Below are 15,973 nucleotides of genomic sequence, written 5' to 3' on the forward strand. Positions count from 1 at the left end.
GCCGAAGAACCATTTTTTTCCGCATGACCCCTGATTGCCCCTGCCTGCCCCGTCCGATTGGCGGCCCGGCGCCATTAGGCTGTCCGATTTCCCACGTAGAATCTGCCTCCGCCGCCATGTATCGGTGCAATGTCTTAACATTTCGGATGCACGTCGATCTTCTTACCCTTTACCTCCTGGCGATCGGGACGCTGCTCGCCAGTGCCGGCATGACGCTCTGGGAGCATCGCGCCAATCCCCGGCGCAGCAGGTCGTTGCGGATTCTGGCGGCAGGGTTTGCAACGCTCGCGCTGGGCTGCGCCGCCGTGCTGTGCCGGCGCGAATTGCCGGGCGCGCTGGGCGCGGCCCTCAGCAATCTCATCATCCTCAGTGGCTATCTGCTGGTTCTGGGCGGCGTGGCATCGTTGCGCGGCCGGCGGTATCGTGCCGCGCCGGCTGGCCTGCTCGTCCTGATGGCGCTGGTCTGGGCGGTTGCGGGATCGCGCTGGCAGGACGTCGTGTGGAACTACGTCTGTGCATTGCCGATCGCGCTCGTCAGCGCCATGACCGCCTGGGAGATGCTGCGCTGCGAGGCGATGAGGCGGCTGCCTGCGCGGATGATCGTCGTGGCGGTGGCCGGCGTCCATGCCGTGCTCTATGCCGGCCGCGCGTTCGCGCTGCCCTGGCTGGTCGTCGAGTACGGGCCGGCGATCCAGGCGATCGCGAGCAAGGCCACGGTCTACGAGGGCGTCCTGTACTCGGTGATCCTGCCGATGGCGCTGCTCAAGCTGATCCGCGAGGAAGCGCACGGCCAGCTCCTGCGTGAATCGCAAACCGACTACCTGACCCGTCTCGGCAATCGCCGGTGGTTCTTTGAAGAGGGCGCGCGCGTCATCGATGCCGGGGCAGGGCGCGGCGCGGTGTCCGTGCTTGCGTTCGACCTTGACCAGTTCAAGGCCATCAACGATCTCTATGGCCACCAGACTGGTGACAAGGTGCTGAAGTCCTTCGCCGAAACCGCGCGAACCGTAGTCGGACCCGACGCGATCCTGGCCCGGATCGGCGGCGAGGAATTCGCCGCGCTGCTGTCCGGCGACGATGCCCGCCGCGCCAGGACACTGGGCGAGGCCGTCGCCAGGCGCTTTGCCGAGGCGACGACCCGCCACGCCGACAATCCTGGCGTGGCGGCAACGGTCAGCATCGGCCTGGCGCAGTTCGAAGGCGAAGTGCCGGCGCTGGTCGACGGGCTCGCCGCGGCGGACCGGGCCTTGTATCGCGCGAAATCGCTGGGCGGCAACCGGCTCGAACTCGCGTAAGGCCAGAGGCGTCGCGCCCGCCGTCAGCGGCTCATGGAGCCCTCATGGAGCCCTCAGGGAGTCCTGCAGGCTGAGCAGGTTCTGTGGCGCCACGCGAATCAGTCCGCCGCGCGGGCTGTCGATATCCGCGATCAGCGCGAGCGAAAGCGCTACCGTCAGCGGCATGATCAGCAGCAGCCCGATCCGCGCGCGTGCGGTCCGCGCGCCGTAGCCCTGCATCACGCTGCTGAACACGGCGATGGCGATCATCAGTCCCCACGCCGCCACCGGAATGCGGTTTCGCCACGCGGCTTCCGCGTACCCCTGCGCGTTGATGACGTCGTTCATGCCGCCGACGGCCAGCGCGGTGATCGGGGTCGGCGTTTTCCGCGCGGCGTCGCGCACGACCTTCCACATCTCGTCCTCAAGCTGCGCCGTGGCGGTGCCGATCGCCTCCAGGCCCTGCCCGTCGTGAGCGCGGTAGTAGCGAATGCGCTGCTCCAGATAGCGGGCCAGCAGCGTCCGGGCCTTGTCGCCGCCTTCCGCGTCCATCAGGTCGGCCCGCAGGTATTCGGTGCCGATCGCGTTGGCCTCTTCTTCTTCCAGGTTTTTGCGCTGGTCGTAACGTCCCACCGCCATCGACAGGGTAAAGCCGATCAGCAGGGCCAGCAGCGTCAGCGTGGCGCCCTGGACGATGGTGAAGTCCTCGCGGTGATCGTCGGCGATCGGCCGGATGCGGCGCAGCACCAGCGACCCGACAGCCGTGGCCGAGGCAAGCAGGACCAGCAACAGGACAAAGAGGACGGCCGGATGTCGCAAGAGCTGGCTCATAAGCATCCACAAGGAGACGTGCAAGCGGATGGCGCCGGCCCCGCTGAGCGCGATGCCTCATGATCGGCGCATGCCAGGGGACGCAGGAACGGATCGACGCCCGCTACGGGTAAGCCATTCTATGGACAGTCGCCGCGGCTGATGCGATGCGTCGAAAAGTTTCAGCCGGCAGAAGAAACCGCTTAAGTCGTCGACGCCAGCCCGGGCGCCACCGTAAGGAAGGCCGCAGCCATGCACGGTGCGATGGGCTGGCGATGCGAGGCGCCAGGCAGAGAGGACTACAGGCCCGCCCGGGCGGCTTCGATGGCGGCGATGTCGATCTTGCGCATGGTCATCATCGCGTCGAAGGCGCGCTTGGCTGCGGCGCGGTCCGGGTCGGTATAGGCCGCGGTGAGCGCGCGCGGGGTGATCTGCCAGGACAGTCCCCAGCGGTCCTTGCACCAGCCGCAGTCGCTTTCCTGGCCGCCATTGCTGACGATGGCATTCCACAGGCGGTCGGTTTCGGCCTGGTCGTCCGTGGCGATCTGGAACGAGAAGGCTTCGGAGTGCTTGAAGTGCGGACCGCCGTTCAGGCCGATGCAGGGAATGCCGGCCACGGTGAATTCGACGGTCAGGACATCGCCCGCCCTGCCATCGGGATAGTCGCCCGGCGCGCGATGCACGGCGTGGACCGCGCTGTCAGGAAAGGTCTTGGCGTAGAAGTTGGCGGCTTCAAGGGCGCCGCCGTCAAACCAAAGACAGACCGTGTTCTTGCTGATCATTCCGAGTCTCCTTGAAAGGTCGAACAAAGGCATGTGTCGCCAATCACGGGCCTGCCGGATGTGACGGATGCCGGGGTGCGGTGCCTCCACTGTCTCACACTCTTGTGGCGCGGAGATGCCGGAACTTTTCACCCAGTGAAAATTCCACGCGTTTGATTGACGCCATTTCCGGCCGCTTCCTACCATGGGCGCCAGAGTTTCCGTCGATGAAACCTCTTCCAGCGCACATCGCGCCCAGGAGACAGCCGATGACTGCATTTCCGCGTCAGCCCATGCTGGCGGCCCTGCCGCTTCTCTGCGCCATGCTTGCCGCGCCGGCAAGCGCCGCCGAACCGTTCCCGACCAGGCCGATCCGGCTCGTGGTGCCGTTCACGCCGGGCGGTACCACCGACATCCTCGCGCGGCTGGTGGCGCAGAAGTCGGGCGAGGTGCTGGGGCAACCGGTCGTTGTCGACAACCGGCCCGGTGCCGGCGGCAATATTGGCGCCGAAGCCGTCGCGCGCAGCACGCCGGATGGCTATACGCTGCTGATGGGAACGCTGGGCACGCAGGTCACCAACCAGTTCATCTACGCGCGCATGCCCTATGACAGCGCGCACGATTTCACGCCCGTGACCCTGGTGGCCAATTCTCCGAACGTGCTGCTCGTGAACAGCACGCTGCAGGCCGGCTCCGTGAGCGAGCTGGTTGCGCTCGCGAAGAAGGAGCCGGGAAAGATCAACTACGCGTCGACCAGCACCGGCGGTTCGCCCCATCTCTCCGGCGAGCTGCTGAATGCGATGGCCGGCATCACCATGCAGCACGTGCCCTACAAAGGCGCGGCGCCCGCGATGACGGACCTGCTCGCGGGACAGGTCAACCTGATGTTCGACAACCTGCCCTCCGCGCTCGCGCAAATCCAGGCGGGCAAGGTGAAGGCGCTTGCCGTGACCAGCGTGAAGCGGGCATCGGTGCTGCCTGCCGTGCCGACCGTGCGCGAATCGGGACTGCCCGGCTACGAGGTGAACTCGTGGTTCGGCTTGCTGGCACCGGCCGGCACGCCGCCGGAGCGCGTGCGCCAGCTCCAGCAGGCCGTCGACAAGGTGCTGGCGATGCCCGACGTGCGCAAGCGCATCGAGCAGCTCGGCGCGGAGCCGGGCGGCGAAGGCTCCGCCGCGTTCGCCGCGCAGCTGAAGGCCGATACCGAGAAGTGGTCGCGCGTCATCAAGACCGCCGGCATCAAGGCGCAATGATGGGCGCATCCGCATTGCATTCCCCTCGGCAACTCCAACCCTTGACGTCATGACCCAGAAGACAACGCTTCGCATCGGTTCCGGATCGGGCTGGTGGGGCGACCGCGTGGAACCCGCGGAGCGCTCCGCGCGGCTTGGCAAGCTCGACTACCTCTGCTTCGAGACCATGGCCGAGGCGACCGTATCGGCCGCGCAGGTGCGCAAGCGGCGCGATCCGTCGTTCGGCGGCTACGACAGCTATCTCGACGAACGCATGCGCGCCGTGCTGCCCCATTGCATCGCGAACGGCACGTGCATCATCAGCAACCAGGGCTGGATCAATCCGCTCGGTGCTGCACGGCGCGTGGCCGAGCTGTGCCGGGAACTCGGGCTGCCGGACGTGAAGATCGCCGCCGTGACCACGACCGATCTCACCGGCAGCATCTGCGAACTCGATCTCGCCTTGCTGGAAAGCGGCGAGCACGTGTCGACGCTGCGTGAAACGCTGATCAGCGCGGAACCCTACGAGGGCGTCGGCCCTATCGTCGAAGCGCTGCGTGCGGGCGCCCAGATCGTGATCACGGGCCGCGTCGCCGATCCGTCGCTGTTCCTGGCGCCGATGATCCACGAATTCGGCTGGCAGGCCGACGATGTCGCGCGCCTGGCGCGCGGCAGCGCCATCGGCCACCTGCTCGAATGCGGGGCGCAGGTGACGGGCGGCTACTTTGGCGACCCGGGCTACAAGGACGTGCCCGAGCCGTGGAACCTGGCGTTCCCGATCGCCGAGGTGGAATCCGACGGCAGCGCCGTGATCTCGAAAGTGCCGGACAGCGGCGGCCGCATCGACCTGCAGACCGTCAAGGAGCAGATGTTCTATGAAGTCCACGATCCGCGCCGCTATATCACGCCGGATGTAATCGTCGACTTCTCGACCGCCGTGCTGGAGCAGGTGGGCCCGGACCGCGTGCGCATCAGCGGCGTGAGTGGACTGCCGCGCACCGATACGCTCAAGGTCTCGCTGGGCTGCACGGAAGGCCATATCGGCGAAGACATGTTCTTCTATGCCGGCCCGGGCTGCCTGGAAAAGGCGAAGCTGGCAAAGCGCATCCTGGAGCAACGCTTCGCCATGGCGGCCTTGCAGGCCGACGAACTGCGCATCGATTTCCTGGGCGTCAATGCCGTGCATGGTGCGGCGTCCCCCGAGCCCGCCTGCGAGCCCAACGAGATCGCGGTGCGCGTGGCGGCTCGCACGCGCACGCGTGAAGAAGCGGCCAAGGTCGGCCGCGAGATCGACAGCATGGCCGTGTGCGGACTGGCCTCGACCGGCAAGCGCGTGCCCCACCAGGACCGCACGCGCGGGATCATCGGCGTGTGGTCGGCACTGGTGCCGCGCGCGCTGGTCCGGTCGCAGGTCCAGTTCCTCTGATGGTCCAAACCGAACCGGGAGACGTCATCATGCGCGTACCGCTGCGCCGCCTCGCCCACAGCCGTTCCGGCGACAAGGGCAATACTTCGAACACGGCCGTCATTGCCTATGCGCCGGAGTTCTATCCGCATATCAAGCAGCAGCTCACGGCGGACGCCTTCAAGGCGCACTACGGCACGCTGATCACCGGACCGGTCACGCGCTACGACGTGGACGGCCTGCAGGTGCTCAATTTCGTCGCCGAAGGGGCGCTGGGCGGCGGCGTATCGCGCAGCCTGGCCATCGACAACTACGGCAAGGCGCTCGCCAGTGCCGTGCTGCGCTTCGAGGTGGAGATTCCGGACACGCTGGCATCGCTGCTGCGCGGTCCACGCTGAGCGCCAGCGGACACCACGACGCGCGTCCACGCGCCGGTGATGCGGCGCGCTTCCTGCCGGAGCTGGCGCGCCATGGCGGCTTCGCGGCTACGGATGCGGCCGCTCAGCGCCGCCACGCTGAGCGCGCCGATGGGCCGCCCTTCGTAGTCGAGGATCGGCACGGCGATGCCGCCCATGCCGTCCACCACCCAATCCAGGAACAGCACATAGCCGCGCGCGCGTGCCGCGTCGGCCTCGGCGGCGATCGATGGCGCGTCGAGCCGGGGATAGCTTTCGAGCTTGCGCGCGGTCTGCTGCAGGCGCCGCGCGCGCTCGGCCGGCGGCAGCCACGCCAGCACCGCCAGGCTGCCTGCGCCGACACCGAGCGGGCGGCGCGTGCCGACCGTCACGTAGTTCGCATGAACTGGGAAGGTGCCGGTGACGAGATCCGAACAGACCGCCTCGCCCCGGCTGGCCTCGGTCAGCACCGCGGTGTCTTCGAACGTCTCCTGCAGCCGCTGCAAGGCCGGATGCGCCAGCTGGCGCAGGTCGACACGGCGCTGCCCGACGTCGGCCAGCTGGAATACCTCGGGGCCGATGCCATAGCGCCGCTTGTCATCGCGCGTGGCGAAGCCCTCCTGCACCAGCATGTCGAGCAGGCGCGACGTGGTGGCGGGGTCGAGGCCGGTGGCGCGCGCCACGTCGCTCATGCGGCGCACTTCGGGGTCGGATAGCGCGCGCAGCACCGCAAGCGCGCGCTGCACGGGGGAGGGGCGCGACGTCATGGCGCGGCGCCTAGCCGAGGGTCCGGTCAGCCATGCCTGGACGCCCCAAGCGTGTCGCGCTTGATCTTCTTCGCGAGCGACCACTTGTGGACTTCGGTCGGGCCGTCGTAGATCCGGAACGCGCGCAGTTCGCGGAACGCCTGTTCGACGATGGTGTCGCGCGACACGCCGTTGCCGCCCAGGATCTGCACGCAGCGGTCCGCGACGCGGAACAGGGCTTCGGACACGGCCACCTTGGCCATCGAGCTTTCAGTGGTGCCAGCCGATCCCGTGTCGAGCACGCCGGCGCACCAGTCGATCATCAGCGCCGCCTGCTGCAGGTCGATCAGGTTTTCGGCCAGCATGAAGCCAACGCCCTCATGGTCGATCAGCAGCTTGCCGAAGGCCTTGCGCGTGGTGGCGTAGGCCCGCGCGATCTCGTCCGCGCGCGCGACCGTACCGAACCAGCGCATGCAATGCGACAGCCGCGCCGGCGACAACCGTACCTGCGCATAGCGGAAGCCTTCGTTGGCTTCGCCCAGCACCTGGTCCGCCGGCACGCGCAGGTTGTCGATCACCACCAGCGCATGGCCGCCCGGCATCGAGCTGTCGATGGTGTCGATCACGCGCTCGGTGCGGATGGCGGAGTGGGGCAGGTCGACCAGGAACATGGTGGCCTGCGCGCGCTCGCCGTCGCCGGTCCGCGCCATCACGATGCCGACTTTCGCGCCCTCGGCGCCGGTGATGAACTTCTTGCGGCCGTTGATGACCCAGTCGTCGCCGTCGCGAACGGCGGTGGTGCTCAGCATCGACGGGTCCGACCCCGCGCCGCCGTCTTCGGCGGGCTCGGTCATGAAGAACGCGGAGCGCGCGTCGCCGCGCACGAGCGGCTCAAGAAAGCTTGCCTTTTGCGCGGCGGATGCCACCTTGCCGAGCAGGAACATATTGCCCTCGTCGGGCGCCATGGTATTGACGGCGACGGGTCCGAGCGGCGACAGGCCCGAGCGCTTGAGCACGGCGGCGGTTTCGCGCTGGTCCAGGTGGCTGCCATCGGCAAGGATGTGCGGCGTCATGACGCCTGCTGCGCGCGCCTTCGCGCGCAGCTCCTCGACCAGTTCGGCGGTGGGGCCGTGCGCGGTGCAGCGCGGATCTTGTTCGTACGGGGCCACGACATCGCGCACGAAGCGCTCGACGCGGTCAGCGATCTGCTCGCTGCGTTCGGTAGGACAGGGGGTGAACATGGTTGCGTTTCCCTCAGAGGGTATTGACCAGGTGGCCGCCGTCGACGGCCAGCACGGCGCCCGTCATATAGCGCGAGGCATCGGAGGCGAGCAGCAGCAGCGGCCCGTCGAGATCTTCGAGCTGTCCCAGGCGGCGCTGCGGAATGCGTTGGATCAGCGCCTTGCCGGCATCGGTCTGCCAGAAGTCGCGGTTGAGTTCGGTGTCGATGTAGCCGGGGGCGATGGCGTTCACGCGAATGCCGTGGCGCGCCCATTCCAGCGCGAGGGTCTTGGTCAGTTGCACGACGCCGGCCTTGGATACGGCATAGGACACCACGCCGCCCGCCTGCCGCAGCCCGAGGATCGACGCCACGTTGATGACGCTGCCGCCACCGCGTGCGCGCATGCCGGGGGCCAGGGCCTGCGCCAGGAAGAACATGCCCTTGAGATTGGTGTCCATCACGCTATCCCAGTCTGCCTCGGCATGCGTGAGGGCAGGTCCCTCGCGAACCAGGCCGGCGTTGTTGACGAGGATGTCGATGGGCCCGGCGTTTTCCACCAGCGCCGCGCGCGATGCGGCACTCGTCACATCCAGCGCCATGCATTGCGCGCGTCCGTACTGTTCCAACTGCTTCGCGACCGATTGCAGCGCGTCGATGCGCCGTGCGGCCAGCACCACTTCCGCGCCATGTGCGGCGAGCCGCTGCGCAAAGTGCGCCCCCAGCCCGCTGGATGCCCCGGTAACCAGCACCCGCTTGCCGGCAAGGCCGAGCAACGTCTCTCCCATCAAGGTCTCCGTTTGTTTGCATGACAGGACCGGATTGTAGGATGATTTCATCCTATGTCAACGGCTTCGGACATTGATGCCCGGCCAATCCATTAGAATCGCGCCCGTGCCAAGAACGACCTTTTTCTCTCCTGATATGTCCAGCGAAACGCTCGTTGCGTCCGGCCCGGCGGGCCGCAGCGCTTCCGACACTGTGTTCTTCGGCATCGTGAATGGCCTGGAGTTGGGGGGCTTTGCGCCTGGCCAGCGGCTGGTGGAAACCGATCTGGTGGCGAATTTCGGCGTGGGCCGCAATTCGGTGCGCGAGGCGCTGCAGCGGTTGGCGGCCGAAGGCATCGTCGACCTCCCGCGCCATCGCGGCGCCATCATCCGACGATTGAGCCTGCAGGAAACTCTGGACGTGCTGGATGTCGCGGAACGCATGACTGGTTTGCTCGCGCGCGCGGCCACGCGTGGCTGTGGGAATCGCCAACAGGTGCAGGCGTTGCGGGCTTCGGTACAGGGGCTGGTCGCGGCGGAAAAGGCTCATGACGTGGAGGCCTTTTCCGGTAGCCGGCGGCTCTTTTACCGCACGCTGCTGGAGATGGGCGACAACCGTGAATTGCGGCGACTCTTTCCAACCATCCACATGCCGATCGTGCACGCGCAGCACCGGCTCGCTTCGTTGCCACGGATGCGGCTGGATGACTATCGGCGTATTGCAACGGCAGTCCTTTCGGGCGACCCTGACGCGGCAGAGGCGGCCGGGGCGGCGCATGTGCAGAACGTGAGGGGAGCGATTTTGGGGAGGGAAACGGGTGGGGTTTGACGGGGTGTGTTCGTGCTTGGCGGACGCCGCTGTTTCGCAGGCGTAGCCTGCGAGTCACTTTTTGTCCGAGCGACAAAAAGTAACCAAAAAACGCGTTGACTTGCCCTAACGGGCGAATATTGATCGTAGCGTGCGAAGAATTTCGTACGGGTATTCGCTTCAGAGTCTGCCCCGCTGCCTGCCGCGTGGAGCGCGTCCGTGTGCAGGCTCTCCAACAATGATTGAACCAGCCCCGAACCTGTCCGTGGCTCGACACTGCCCGCGATATCGCATCATCGCCTTCGGCTGCTGCGCGGCTCAGTAGTCGGTTGGTCGGGGGCATCAACGGCGCTGGTGCCGGTGCTTCTCGGCTACGCCGGCGAGAAACGTCAGCGCCCGCCAAACAGAACCATTTACCTTCGATGAGTTATGGGCAACACCCATGCCCTCCAGCATACTGACCCCGCATTCATAAAAGCGGCCACGTGCACGCGCTTGGGCAAGCGCAAGAAACAAGCGCCGCAATTTCAGCCATCCGACGGCAGCCGGTACGAAGGCAGTGTGAACCGCGCCGCCGTGCGTTTCTGCGGGGAGGTGGGATATGTTTGCCGGATTCCAGGCATTGCCGGGCACCATCGTGCCATTCCAGTACGACATGCTCCTGGTGGGACTGTCTTTCCTGATCTCGGTGTGCGGCGCCTACGTCGGGCTGCGATGGTCGCGCCGCATGCGCGGGCGTGACGGGCGCGTCGATATCGACCGCCTGTTATGCGCCGCGGCCAGTATCGGCGGCGGCGCCGTATGGTCGATGCACTTTATCGGCATGGTTGCCTACCACACGCCAACCCATCGCGAATTCGACATGTTGCTGACCCTGCTGTCGCTGCTGGCGGTGATGCTGCCGGTCGGCGCAGGCCTTGTCATCGCCTCGCGCCCACAAGGCAACCGCACCGGCAATGCCATCAAGGGCGGCGTGCTGACCGGCCTCGGGGTCGTTGCCATGCACTACACCGGCATGGCGGCGATCCACTCGAATACGCTGTTCGACTGGAATCCCTTCATCGTCGGACTGTCCGTCCTGATCGCGGTCGTGGTCTCTGTGATCGGCCTGTGGCTGGCGACCACGGTAAAGAGCGGCCCGCTGCAATTCGGCGCCGCCATCGTGATCGGCCTCGCGGTTTGCGGCATGCACTATACGGGCATGTCGGCCGGCACCATGATCTGCACCAGCCCAACCTACTCGCCGGATCTCTTCGCGATCGAGGGCGGCAATGTCGGCTACGCTGTCTTCGCGATGACACTGGTCATGCTGATGGTGACCCTGCTGATCGAAGCCAGCCGCAGCGGCCGCATCGCGCGCGCGGCGGAGGCAAGGACACGCTGAACGCGCACGCTATGCTGCGGTGAAGGCCAGCGCCAACGCGTGCTCGCGCACGTCCGCTGGCCAAGCCGCGATCAGCTCCCCGACGCGCGCACGGTCATCCGCGAACAAGGCGCGCGTCGCTTCCTCAAAGCCCGGCAGGTCGCCGGCAATGGCCGTCATGAAGTGATACGCGCGCTCCTGCGCAACGCGGCGATGGTCGCGCTGCGCGTTGGCGCGCCGCGCCTCTTCCACCAGCTTGCGCAACGCCACCGAAGCACCGCCAGGCTGCTGCGCGAGCCAGTCCCAGTGGCGCGGCAGCAACGTGACCTCGCGCGCAACCACGCCAAGCTTCGGACGACCCCGGCCGCGAGGTTCGTTCTGCGCGGCTTCATCGTCGGCGTCTTCAACGCCAGTCGCCTCCGTGCCCACCGACGCGAAGCGCGCGACCACCTCTTCATCGGTGCCGCGCAGGTCGATATCGATGGAGCGTCCCGTCGCATTGTCGAACACCAGGACGGGCCCCGCCCCCCGAGCGGTCGCACGCCTGACCGCAAGCGCGACGGCGCCAAGCGGACCGGAGGCGATGCGACGATGTCCGTCGAAGGCGATATGGGACGAAAGCAGAGCGGCTGGGTGCATGGAGGGCTGCCGTAGGGGTGAAGGCGCCCAATTTATACCCGGATAAAATCATTGTCAATAATATCCGGGTAAAAATATCGCCACTTGCGCCCCCGGCCGCCTGACTACACGAGCGTGACGTCCGTAGCCCCCGACGCCACTTCGATCACCTGCACGCTGGCCGTGGCCGGTTGTGCGGGCGCCGTGGTGCCCTGGAGCGGCTTCATCACATGGAAGGCGCAACTGAGCTTCGCAGGGGTGAGCGTCACCAGCGCATAGCCTTCGGCGTTGGTCTCGACGTGCCGCAGCCACGGGTTGAAGGCGCGCAGCGTGGCATTGAGGGTGTTCACCACCGCGCCGCCCGCGTTGGTGTAGATCAGGTCGTGCAGCACCGCGAAGGCCTGGTCGTTGTCGACCAGCGCGCGCAGCCGGCTCAGCAGCGTGTTGCTCGACACCCCGGCCGTGACGAGGTCGACCATGACCGGAGCCGGGCTCGCGGCATCGTAGTCGTCCATCACCTGTCCGGCGAAGAACGCATGGATATCGCCGCTCAGCGTGACCACGTTGCGCACGCCGTGGGTCTTCAGGAACGCCATCAGGTTCTTGCGTTCGGCGTTGTAGCCGTCCCACTGGTCGGCATTGAGGAAGAGGCGGTCAAGCAGTTCGATCGGCGGCAGGCGCTTGTCGATGAATGGCTTGATGGTCGAGTCGAAGGTGGCGCTGCTGATGCCCACACGCGACGCCACGTTGCGCAACGCGGTGTACGCCAGTCCCGCCAGCGTGCCCGCTGCCCTGGCGCCGCGCAGGTCGCTGGCCAGCGCGGCGATCGCGTCGGCCACCACAGGGGCCAGCAAGCTGTTGAGTTGCGCGAGTTCCTTTGCGATCAGGTCGGCGAGCGCTTGCGGGATGTCCACCTGCATGCGCAGCATGGCCAGTTCGTTGCCCCACAGCTTCCACGTGGTGTTGGCGCCGCCGACGTGGTCCTGCCACCAGGCGCGCTGGGTGTCGCCCAGCATGCTCACCGGCGTCAGCGCATTGCCCGCGGCCGCGATCTTGTCGGCCTCGGCGGCGGCCAGCTTGTCGGCTCGCACAAACTGCCGGCTGCCGATGGCGCCCCCGGTCGACGCCTCCGGAATGATGTGGTCGGCACGGTAGAGGCGTTCGTCGGTCATCAACAGCGTGGCCAGGTTGCCGAACGTGAACGACCGGTAGATCTGGATGTTCTGGAACGAAGGATTGTTCAGGTCGATCGTGACATCGGCCGGCAGGAACTCGAACCACGCCTGGTTGGCGCTGCGCCGCCGTGCGGTGCGCGGTGTCGCGTCGTCGGTGGCGCTGTAGGTCTGGCGATCCTGCCAGCAGTTGTCGGAGAACTCGTGGTCGTCCCAGATGGCGATCACCGGGAAGGCTGCGTGCAGCGCCTGCAAACGCGTGTCGCTGCGATAGTTGCGGTACAGGTAGCGATAATCGGCGAGCGTGGTGGCATACACCGAGCCGTCCGGCAGCGCGGTGCCGTTCGGCAGTTGCAGGACGCCATGCCGGTCCTCGACGTTGCCGTTGCGCGAACCGCCGGGCACGGCCTCGTAGATGTAGTCGCCCACGTGGACGACGAAGTCCAGGTCCTGCTGGGCAAGCTCTTCCATGCCGGCCCAGTGGTTGACGTTCCAGTCCTGGCAGCAGATGAAGGCAAAGCGCAGTTGCGACAGCGGCGTGCCGGCGGGCGCGGCGGTGCGCGTGCGGCCGACCGTGCTGGCGCGGTCGCCGAGCAGGAAGCGGTAGTAGTACTGCGTCGACGGCGAGAGACCAGTGACCTTGTTGCGCAAGGTGTAGTCCCAGTCGGGCAGCGCGGGAAGCAGCTGATTGACGAGCAGCGTGCCGAAGTCCTGCTGCGCCGACACCTGGAGCCGCACCTGCACCGGACGCTGGCCGTTGCTGCCGTCCACGCGCGTCCAGACCACCACGCTGTCAGGCTTCGGGTCGCCCGAAGCGACGCCGTGCAGGAAGTTGAAGTTCTCGGGATTTCCCATGTCGGAGGGCTGTGGCTCCGAATCGCCGCCGCCGCCGCATGCGGCGAGTCCGCCCGCGGCTACGGAAACGGTCATGAAACTTCCCCACTTGAGGAACTGGCGGCGGTCCATGGCGCTTCTCCTTATGCTAATCCCGCATGGGTGGCATCTGGATACTAGGTATCGAACCGCACGGTCGCTGTCGGTGTCGGGCCGACATCGCTATAGGAGAAGGATGACGCCGGAACGGGGATGTCAGGATTGGCTCGCTTTGGCGCGCCACTACCGCAGCAATATCCTCGCATTCCGGACAGGCAGCCGGTTGCTTGCAAATCCGAACGACTATAGTAGCCATACCGGCACACGCCATCGCTCCGGGGAGCCCGCGTCCATGGCCTTTGTCCACACGGTTGGCCAGCACCGCCACGTCTTCGCCGACCTGCGTACCTTGCTGGCCAAAGCCAGCCCTGCCCGGTCCGGCGACTGCCTGGCCGGCATTGCCGCCGCGAGCGAGGAAGAGCGCATGGCGGCGCGCATGGCACTGGCCGCCGTGCCGCTGTCGCACTTCTTGTCCGAAGCGCTGGTCCCGTATGAGGTCGACGAGGTGACCCGCCTGATCCTCGACAGCCACGATGCCGGCGCCTTCGGCGAGATCGCCTCCCTCACGGTTGGCGACTTCCGCAACTGGCTGTTGCTGCACGAGACCGACAGCGCCACGCTCGCACGCGTGGCGCGCGGCATCACGCCGGAAATGGCCGCGGCGGTCAGCAAGCTCATGCGCAACCAGGACCTGGTCGCGGTCGCGCGCAAGTGCCGCGTGGTCACGCGCTTTCGCAGCACCGTCGGCTTGCCGGGCCGCCTGTCCGTGCGGCTGCAGCCCAACCATCCGACCGACGATCCCAAGGGCATTGCGGCGTCGATCATCGACGGGCTGATGTATGGCTGCGGCGATGCAACCATCGGCGTCAATCCGGCTTCGGACAACCTGGGCGCGATCGTATCCCTGCTGCGCATGATCGACGACCTGCGCTGCCGCTTTGATATCCCCACGCAGTCCTGCGTGCTCACGCATGTCACTCACACCCTGCGCGCCATGGAGCAGGGCGCGCCGGTGGACCTGGTGTTCCAGTCGGTGGCGGGCAGCGAGCACGCCAACGCCGCGTTCGGCATCAGCCTGTCGCTGCTGGCCGAGGCGCATGACGCCGCGCAGTCGCTGGCGCGCGGCACGGTGGGCAACAACGTGATGTACTTCGAGACCGGGCAGGGCAGCGCGCTGTCGGCCAACGCGCACCATGGCGTGGACCAGCAGACCATGGAAGCGCGCGCCTATGCGGTGGCGCGGCGATTCTCGCCGCTGCTGGTCAATACGGTGGTGGGCTTCATCGGCCCCGAGTACCTGTATGACGGCAAGCAGATCATCCGTGCCGGGCTCGAAGACCATTTCTGCGGCAAGCTGCTGGGCGTGCCGATGGGCTGCGACGTCTGCTACACCAACCATGCCGAGGCCGACCAGGACGACATGGACACGCTGCTGACGCTGTTCGGCGTGGCGGGCATCAACTTCATCATGGGCGTGCCGGGGGCCGACGACATCATGCTGAACTACCAGAGCACGTCGTTCCACGACGCACTGTACTTGCGCGAGGTACTGGGCCTGCGGCCCGCGCCGGAGTTCGAGGCCTGGCTGCAGCGCATGGGCATCGCCGATGGCAGCGGACGCCTGCTGGAGCCGGCCGATCGGCAGCCGCTGCTTGAACTGGCGCATTCGCTGTAGCCGACGCCATGACCCAACCACCGACCACTGTCACGCAACCCAACCCCTGGCAGCAATTGCGCCAGTTCACGCGCGCGCGCATTGCGCTCGGGCGCGCCGGGCACAGCCAGACCACCGATACCGTGCTGGCGTTCGGTCTGGCGCATGCGCAGGCACGCGATGCGGTGCACTTGCCGCTGGACCGTGCGGCCGTCGAAGCCGCGCTCGCGCAGGCCGGGTTTGCCAGCGTGCCGGTCCACAGCGCCGCGCCGGACCGCGCGCATTACCTGCGCCGCCCCGACCTGGGCCGCAGGCTCGATGAGGCCAGCCGCGCGCGGCTCGCCAAGGCGCATGCCGATCCGGTGCCGGATGTGGTCTTCGTGATTGCCGATGGCCTGTCCGCGCTGGCTGCACAGGGTCACGCGGTGCCGCTGCTGCGTGCCGTGCGCGAACGGCTGCCGCAGGCGTGGACCGTGGCGCCGGTCGTGATCGCCGAGCAAGCGCGCGTGGCGCTGGGCGATGAAGTGGGCGAGCTGACCGGCGCGCGCCAGGTCGTGATGCTGATCGGCGAACGCCCGGGGCTCAGTTCGCCCGACAGCCTGGGCCTCTACCTGACCTATGCGCCGCGCGTCGGCCGCACGGACGCGGAGCGCAACTGCATCTCCAACGTGCGCCCGGAAGGCTTGTCCTATGCGCAGGCGGCCGAGCGGCTGGTATTCCTGCTGCGCGGCGCGGCCGCGCTAGGTTGTTCCGGCGTGGCGCTCAAGGATGACAGCGCACCGGCGCTGCCGGGCGACGCTGGCGCAACGTCATGAC

Annotated in this window: 15 protein-coding genes; 8 read left to right on the forward strand and 7 right to left on the reverse strand. The window is 67.1% G+C overall.

Translation table 11 applies throughout. From position 1 onward, the window contains the following. The first annotated feature begins 146 nt into the window (after nt 1-146). Nucleotides 147-1,295: a GGDEF domain-containing protein gene (locus AC3FKH_RS15405; RefSeq protein WP_488676805.1), complete on the forward strand. Its 1,149-nt coding sequence runs from the start codon at nt 147-149 to the stop codon at nt 1,293-1,295. Nucleotides 1,296-1,337: 42 nt separating this feature from the next. Here AC3FKH_RS15405 and AC3FKH_RS15410 read toward each other — a convergent pair whose 3' ends face one another. Further along, the gene (locus AC3FKH_RS15410) at nt 1,338-2,105 is read right to left on the reverse strand and encodes a bestrophin-like domain (protein WP_488676733.1); all 768 of its coding nucleotides are present in this window, start codon (nt 2,103-2,105) and stop codon (nt 1,338-1,340) included. Nucleotides 2,106-2,383: 278 nt separating this feature from the next. Next, the gene (locus AC3FKH_RS15415) at nt 2,384-2,866 is read right to left on the reverse strand and encodes a VOC family protein (protein ID WP_488676734.1); all 483 of its coding nucleotides are present in this window, start codon (nt 2,864-2,866) and stop codon (nt 2,384-2,386) included. Nucleotides 2,867-3,114: 248 nt separating this feature from the next. Here AC3FKH_RS15415 and AC3FKH_RS15420 point away from each other — a divergent pair, with 248 nt between their 5' ends. The 3 genes from AC3FKH_RS15420 to AC3FKH_RS15430 are packed head-to-tail and all read left to right on the forward strand — an operon-like array spanning nt 3,115 to nt 5,880. Continuing rightward, nucleotides 3,115-4,098: a Bug family tripartite tricarboxylate transporter substrate binding protein gene (locus AC3FKH_RS15420; RefSeq protein ID WP_488676735.1), complete on the forward strand. Its 984-nt coding sequence runs from the start codon at nt 3,115-3,117 to the stop codon at nt 4,096-4,098. A gap of 49 nt (nt 4,099-4,147) precedes the next feature. Beyond that, a complete protein-coding gene (locus tag AC3FKH_RS15425) occupies nt 4,148-5,503 on the forward strand; it encodes an acyclic terpene utilization AtuA family protein (RefSeq protein WP_488676736.1) in 1,356 nt (451 codons plus the stop codon). Nucleotides 5,504-5,532: 29 nt separating this feature from the next. Next, nucleotides 5,533-5,880 (forward strand): AtuA-related protein, encoded by a 348-nt coding sequence (locus AC3FKH_RS15430; protein WP_488676737.1) that lies wholly within the window; start codon nt 5,533-5,535, stop codon nt 5,878-5,880. On the opposite strand, the gene AC3FKH_RS15435 is transcribed toward AC3FKH_RS15430, so the two are convergent. From AC3FKH_RS15435 to AC3FKH_RS15445, 3 genes are read right to left on the reverse strand one after another with little or no spacing between them, the layout of a single operon-like run. Further along, nucleotides 5,793-6,644 carry an IclR family transcriptional regulator gene (locus tag AC3FKH_RS15435; protein ID WP_488676738.1) on the reverse strand — a complete coding sequence of 284 codons (852 nt, stop codon included), beginning with the start codon at nt 6,642-6,644 and terminating at the stop codon, nt 5,793-5,795. The genes AC3FKH_RS15430 and AC3FKH_RS15435 overlap by 88 nt on opposite strands. A gap of 26 nt (nt 6,645-6,670) precedes the next feature. Beyond that, nucleotides 6,671-7,864 carry an acyl-CoA dehydrogenase family protein gene (locus AC3FKH_RS15440; protein WP_488676739.1) on the reverse strand — a complete coding sequence of 398 codons (1,194 nt, stop codon included), beginning with the start codon at nt 7,862-7,864 and terminating at the stop codon, nt 6,671-6,673. A 13-nt stretch (nt 7,865-7,877) separates the two neighbouring features. Beyond that, the gene (locus AC3FKH_RS15445; protein ID WP_488676740.1) at nt 7,878-8,630 is read right to left on the reverse strand and encodes an SDR family NAD(P)-dependent oxidoreductase; all 753 of its coding nucleotides are present in this window, start codon (nt 8,628-8,630) and stop codon (nt 7,878-7,880) included. Between the two features lie 136 nt (nt 8,631-8,766). Here AC3FKH_RS15445 and AC3FKH_RS15450 point away from each other — a divergent pair, with 136 nt between their 5' ends. Next, nucleotides 8,767-9,438 carry a GntR family transcriptional regulator gene (locus AC3FKH_RS15450; protein ID WP_488676806.1) on the forward strand — a complete coding sequence of 224 codons (672 nt, stop codon included), beginning with the start codon at nt 8,767-8,769 and terminating at the stop codon, nt 9,436-9,438. Between the two features lie 580 nt (nt 9,439-10,018). After that, nucleotides 10,019-10,801 (forward strand): MHYT domain-containing protein, encoded by a 783-nt coding sequence (locus AC3FKH_RS15455; protein WP_488676741.1) that lies wholly within the window; start codon nt 10,019-10,021, stop codon nt 10,799-10,801. A gap of 9 nt (nt 10,802-10,810) precedes the next feature. Here AC3FKH_RS15455 and AC3FKH_RS15460 read toward each other — a convergent pair whose 3' ends face one another. Both AC3FKH_RS15460 and AC3FKH_RS15465 read right to left on the reverse strand, forming a co-directional pair. After that, complete coding sequence (locus tag AC3FKH_RS15460) at nt 10,811-11,419, reverse strand: DUF2239 family protein (RefSeq protein WP_488676742.1); 609 nt, start codon at nt 11,417-11,419, stop codon at nt 10,811-10,813. Nucleotides 11,420-11,523: 104 nt separating this feature from the next. Then, the gene (locus AC3FKH_RS15465) at nt 11,524-13,536 is read right to left on the reverse strand and encodes an alkaline phosphatase D family protein (protein ID WP_488676743.1); all 2,013 of its coding nucleotides are present in this window, start codon (nt 13,534-13,536) and stop codon (nt 11,524-11,526) included. 259 nt (nt 13,537-13,795) lie between these two features. Here AC3FKH_RS15465 and AC3FKH_RS15470 point away from each other — a divergent pair, with 259 nt between their 5' ends. Both AC3FKH_RS15470 and eutC read left to right on the forward strand, forming a co-directional pair. Continuing rightward, nucleotides 13,796-15,178: an ethanolamine ammonia-lyase subunit EutB gene (locus AC3FKH_RS15470; protein WP_488676744.1), complete on the forward strand. Its 1,383-nt coding sequence runs from the start codon at nt 13,796-13,798 to the stop codon at nt 15,176-15,178. A gap of 8 nt (nt 15,179-15,186) precedes the next feature. Beyond that, complete coding sequence (eutC, locus tag AC3FKH_RS15475; protein WP_488676745.1) at nt 15,187-15,972, forward strand: ethanolamine ammonia-lyase subunit EutC; 786 nt, start codon at nt 15,187-15,189, stop codon at nt 15,970-15,972. Nucleotide 15,973 lies beyond the last annotated feature (1 nt).

It is taken from the genome of Cupriavidus sp. 21MJTG02-4 (assembly GCF_057798975.1).

What these genes read in the sequence shown, in the direction of transcription:
- eutC (WP_488676745.1), top strand. Translation starts at nt 15,187, where the DNA reads ATGACCCAACCACCGACCACTGTCACGCAACCCAACCCCTGGCAGCAA.
- AC3FKH_RS15425 (WP_488676736.1), top strand. Translation starts at nt 4,148, where the DNA reads ATGACCCAGAAGACAACGCTTCGCATCGGTTCCGGATCGGGCTGGTGG.
- AC3FKH_RS15440 (WP_488676739.1), bottom strand. Translation starts at nt 7,864, where the DNA reads ATGTTCACCCCCTGTCCTACCGAACGCAGCGAGCAGATCGCTGACCGC.
- AC3FKH_RS15420 (WP_488676735.1), top strand. Translation starts at nt 3,115, where the DNA reads ATGACTGCATTTCCGCGTCAGCCCATGCTGGCGGCCCTGCCGCTTCTC.
- AC3FKH_RS15435 (WP_488676738.1), bottom strand. Translation starts at nt 6,644, where the DNA reads ATGACGTCGCGCCCCTCCCCCGTGCAGCGCGCGCTTGCGGTGCTGCGC.
- AC3FKH_RS15415 (WP_488676734.1), bottom strand. Translation starts at nt 2,866, where the DNA reads ATGATCAGCAAGAACACGGTCTGTCTTTGGTTTGACGGCGGCGCCCTT.
- AC3FKH_RS15445 (WP_488676740.1), bottom strand. Translation starts at nt 8,630, where the DNA reads ATGGGAGAGACGTTGCTCGGCCTTGCCGGCAAGCGGGTGCTGGTTACC.
- AC3FKH_RS15450 (WP_488676806.1), top strand. Translation starts at nt 8,767, where the DNA reads ATGTCCAGCGAAACGCTCGTTGCGTCCGGCCCGGCGGGCCGCAGCGCT.
- AC3FKH_RS15460 (WP_488676742.1), bottom strand. Translation starts at nt 11,419, where the DNA reads ATGCACCCAGCCGCTCTGCTTTCGTCCCATATCGCCTTCGACGGACAT.
- AC3FKH_RS15465 (WP_488676743.1), bottom strand. Translation starts at nt 13,536, where the DNA reads ATGGACCGCCGCCAGTTCCTCAAGTGGGGAAGTTTCATGACCGTTTCC.
- AC3FKH_RS15455 (WP_488676741.1), top strand. Translation starts at nt 10,019, where the DNA reads ATGTTTGCCGGATTCCAGGCATTGCCGGGCACCATCGTGCCATTCCAG.
- AC3FKH_RS15430 (WP_488676737.1), top strand. Translation starts at nt 5,533, where the DNA reads ATGCGCGTACCGCTGCGCCGCCTCGCCCACAGCCGTTCCGGCGACAAG.
- AC3FKH_RS15470 (WP_488676744.1), top strand. Translation starts at nt 13,796, where the DNA reads ATGGCCTTTGTCCACACGGTTGGCCAGCACCGCCACGTCTTCGCCGAC.
- AC3FKH_RS15405 (WP_488676805.1), top strand. Translation starts at nt 147, where the DNA reads ATGCACGTCGATCTTCTTACCCTTTACCTCCTGGCGATCGGGACGCTG.
- AC3FKH_RS15410 (WP_488676733.1), bottom strand. Translation starts at nt 2,105, where the DNA reads ATGAGCCAGCTCTTGCGACATCCGGCCGTCCTCTTTGTCCTGTTGCTG.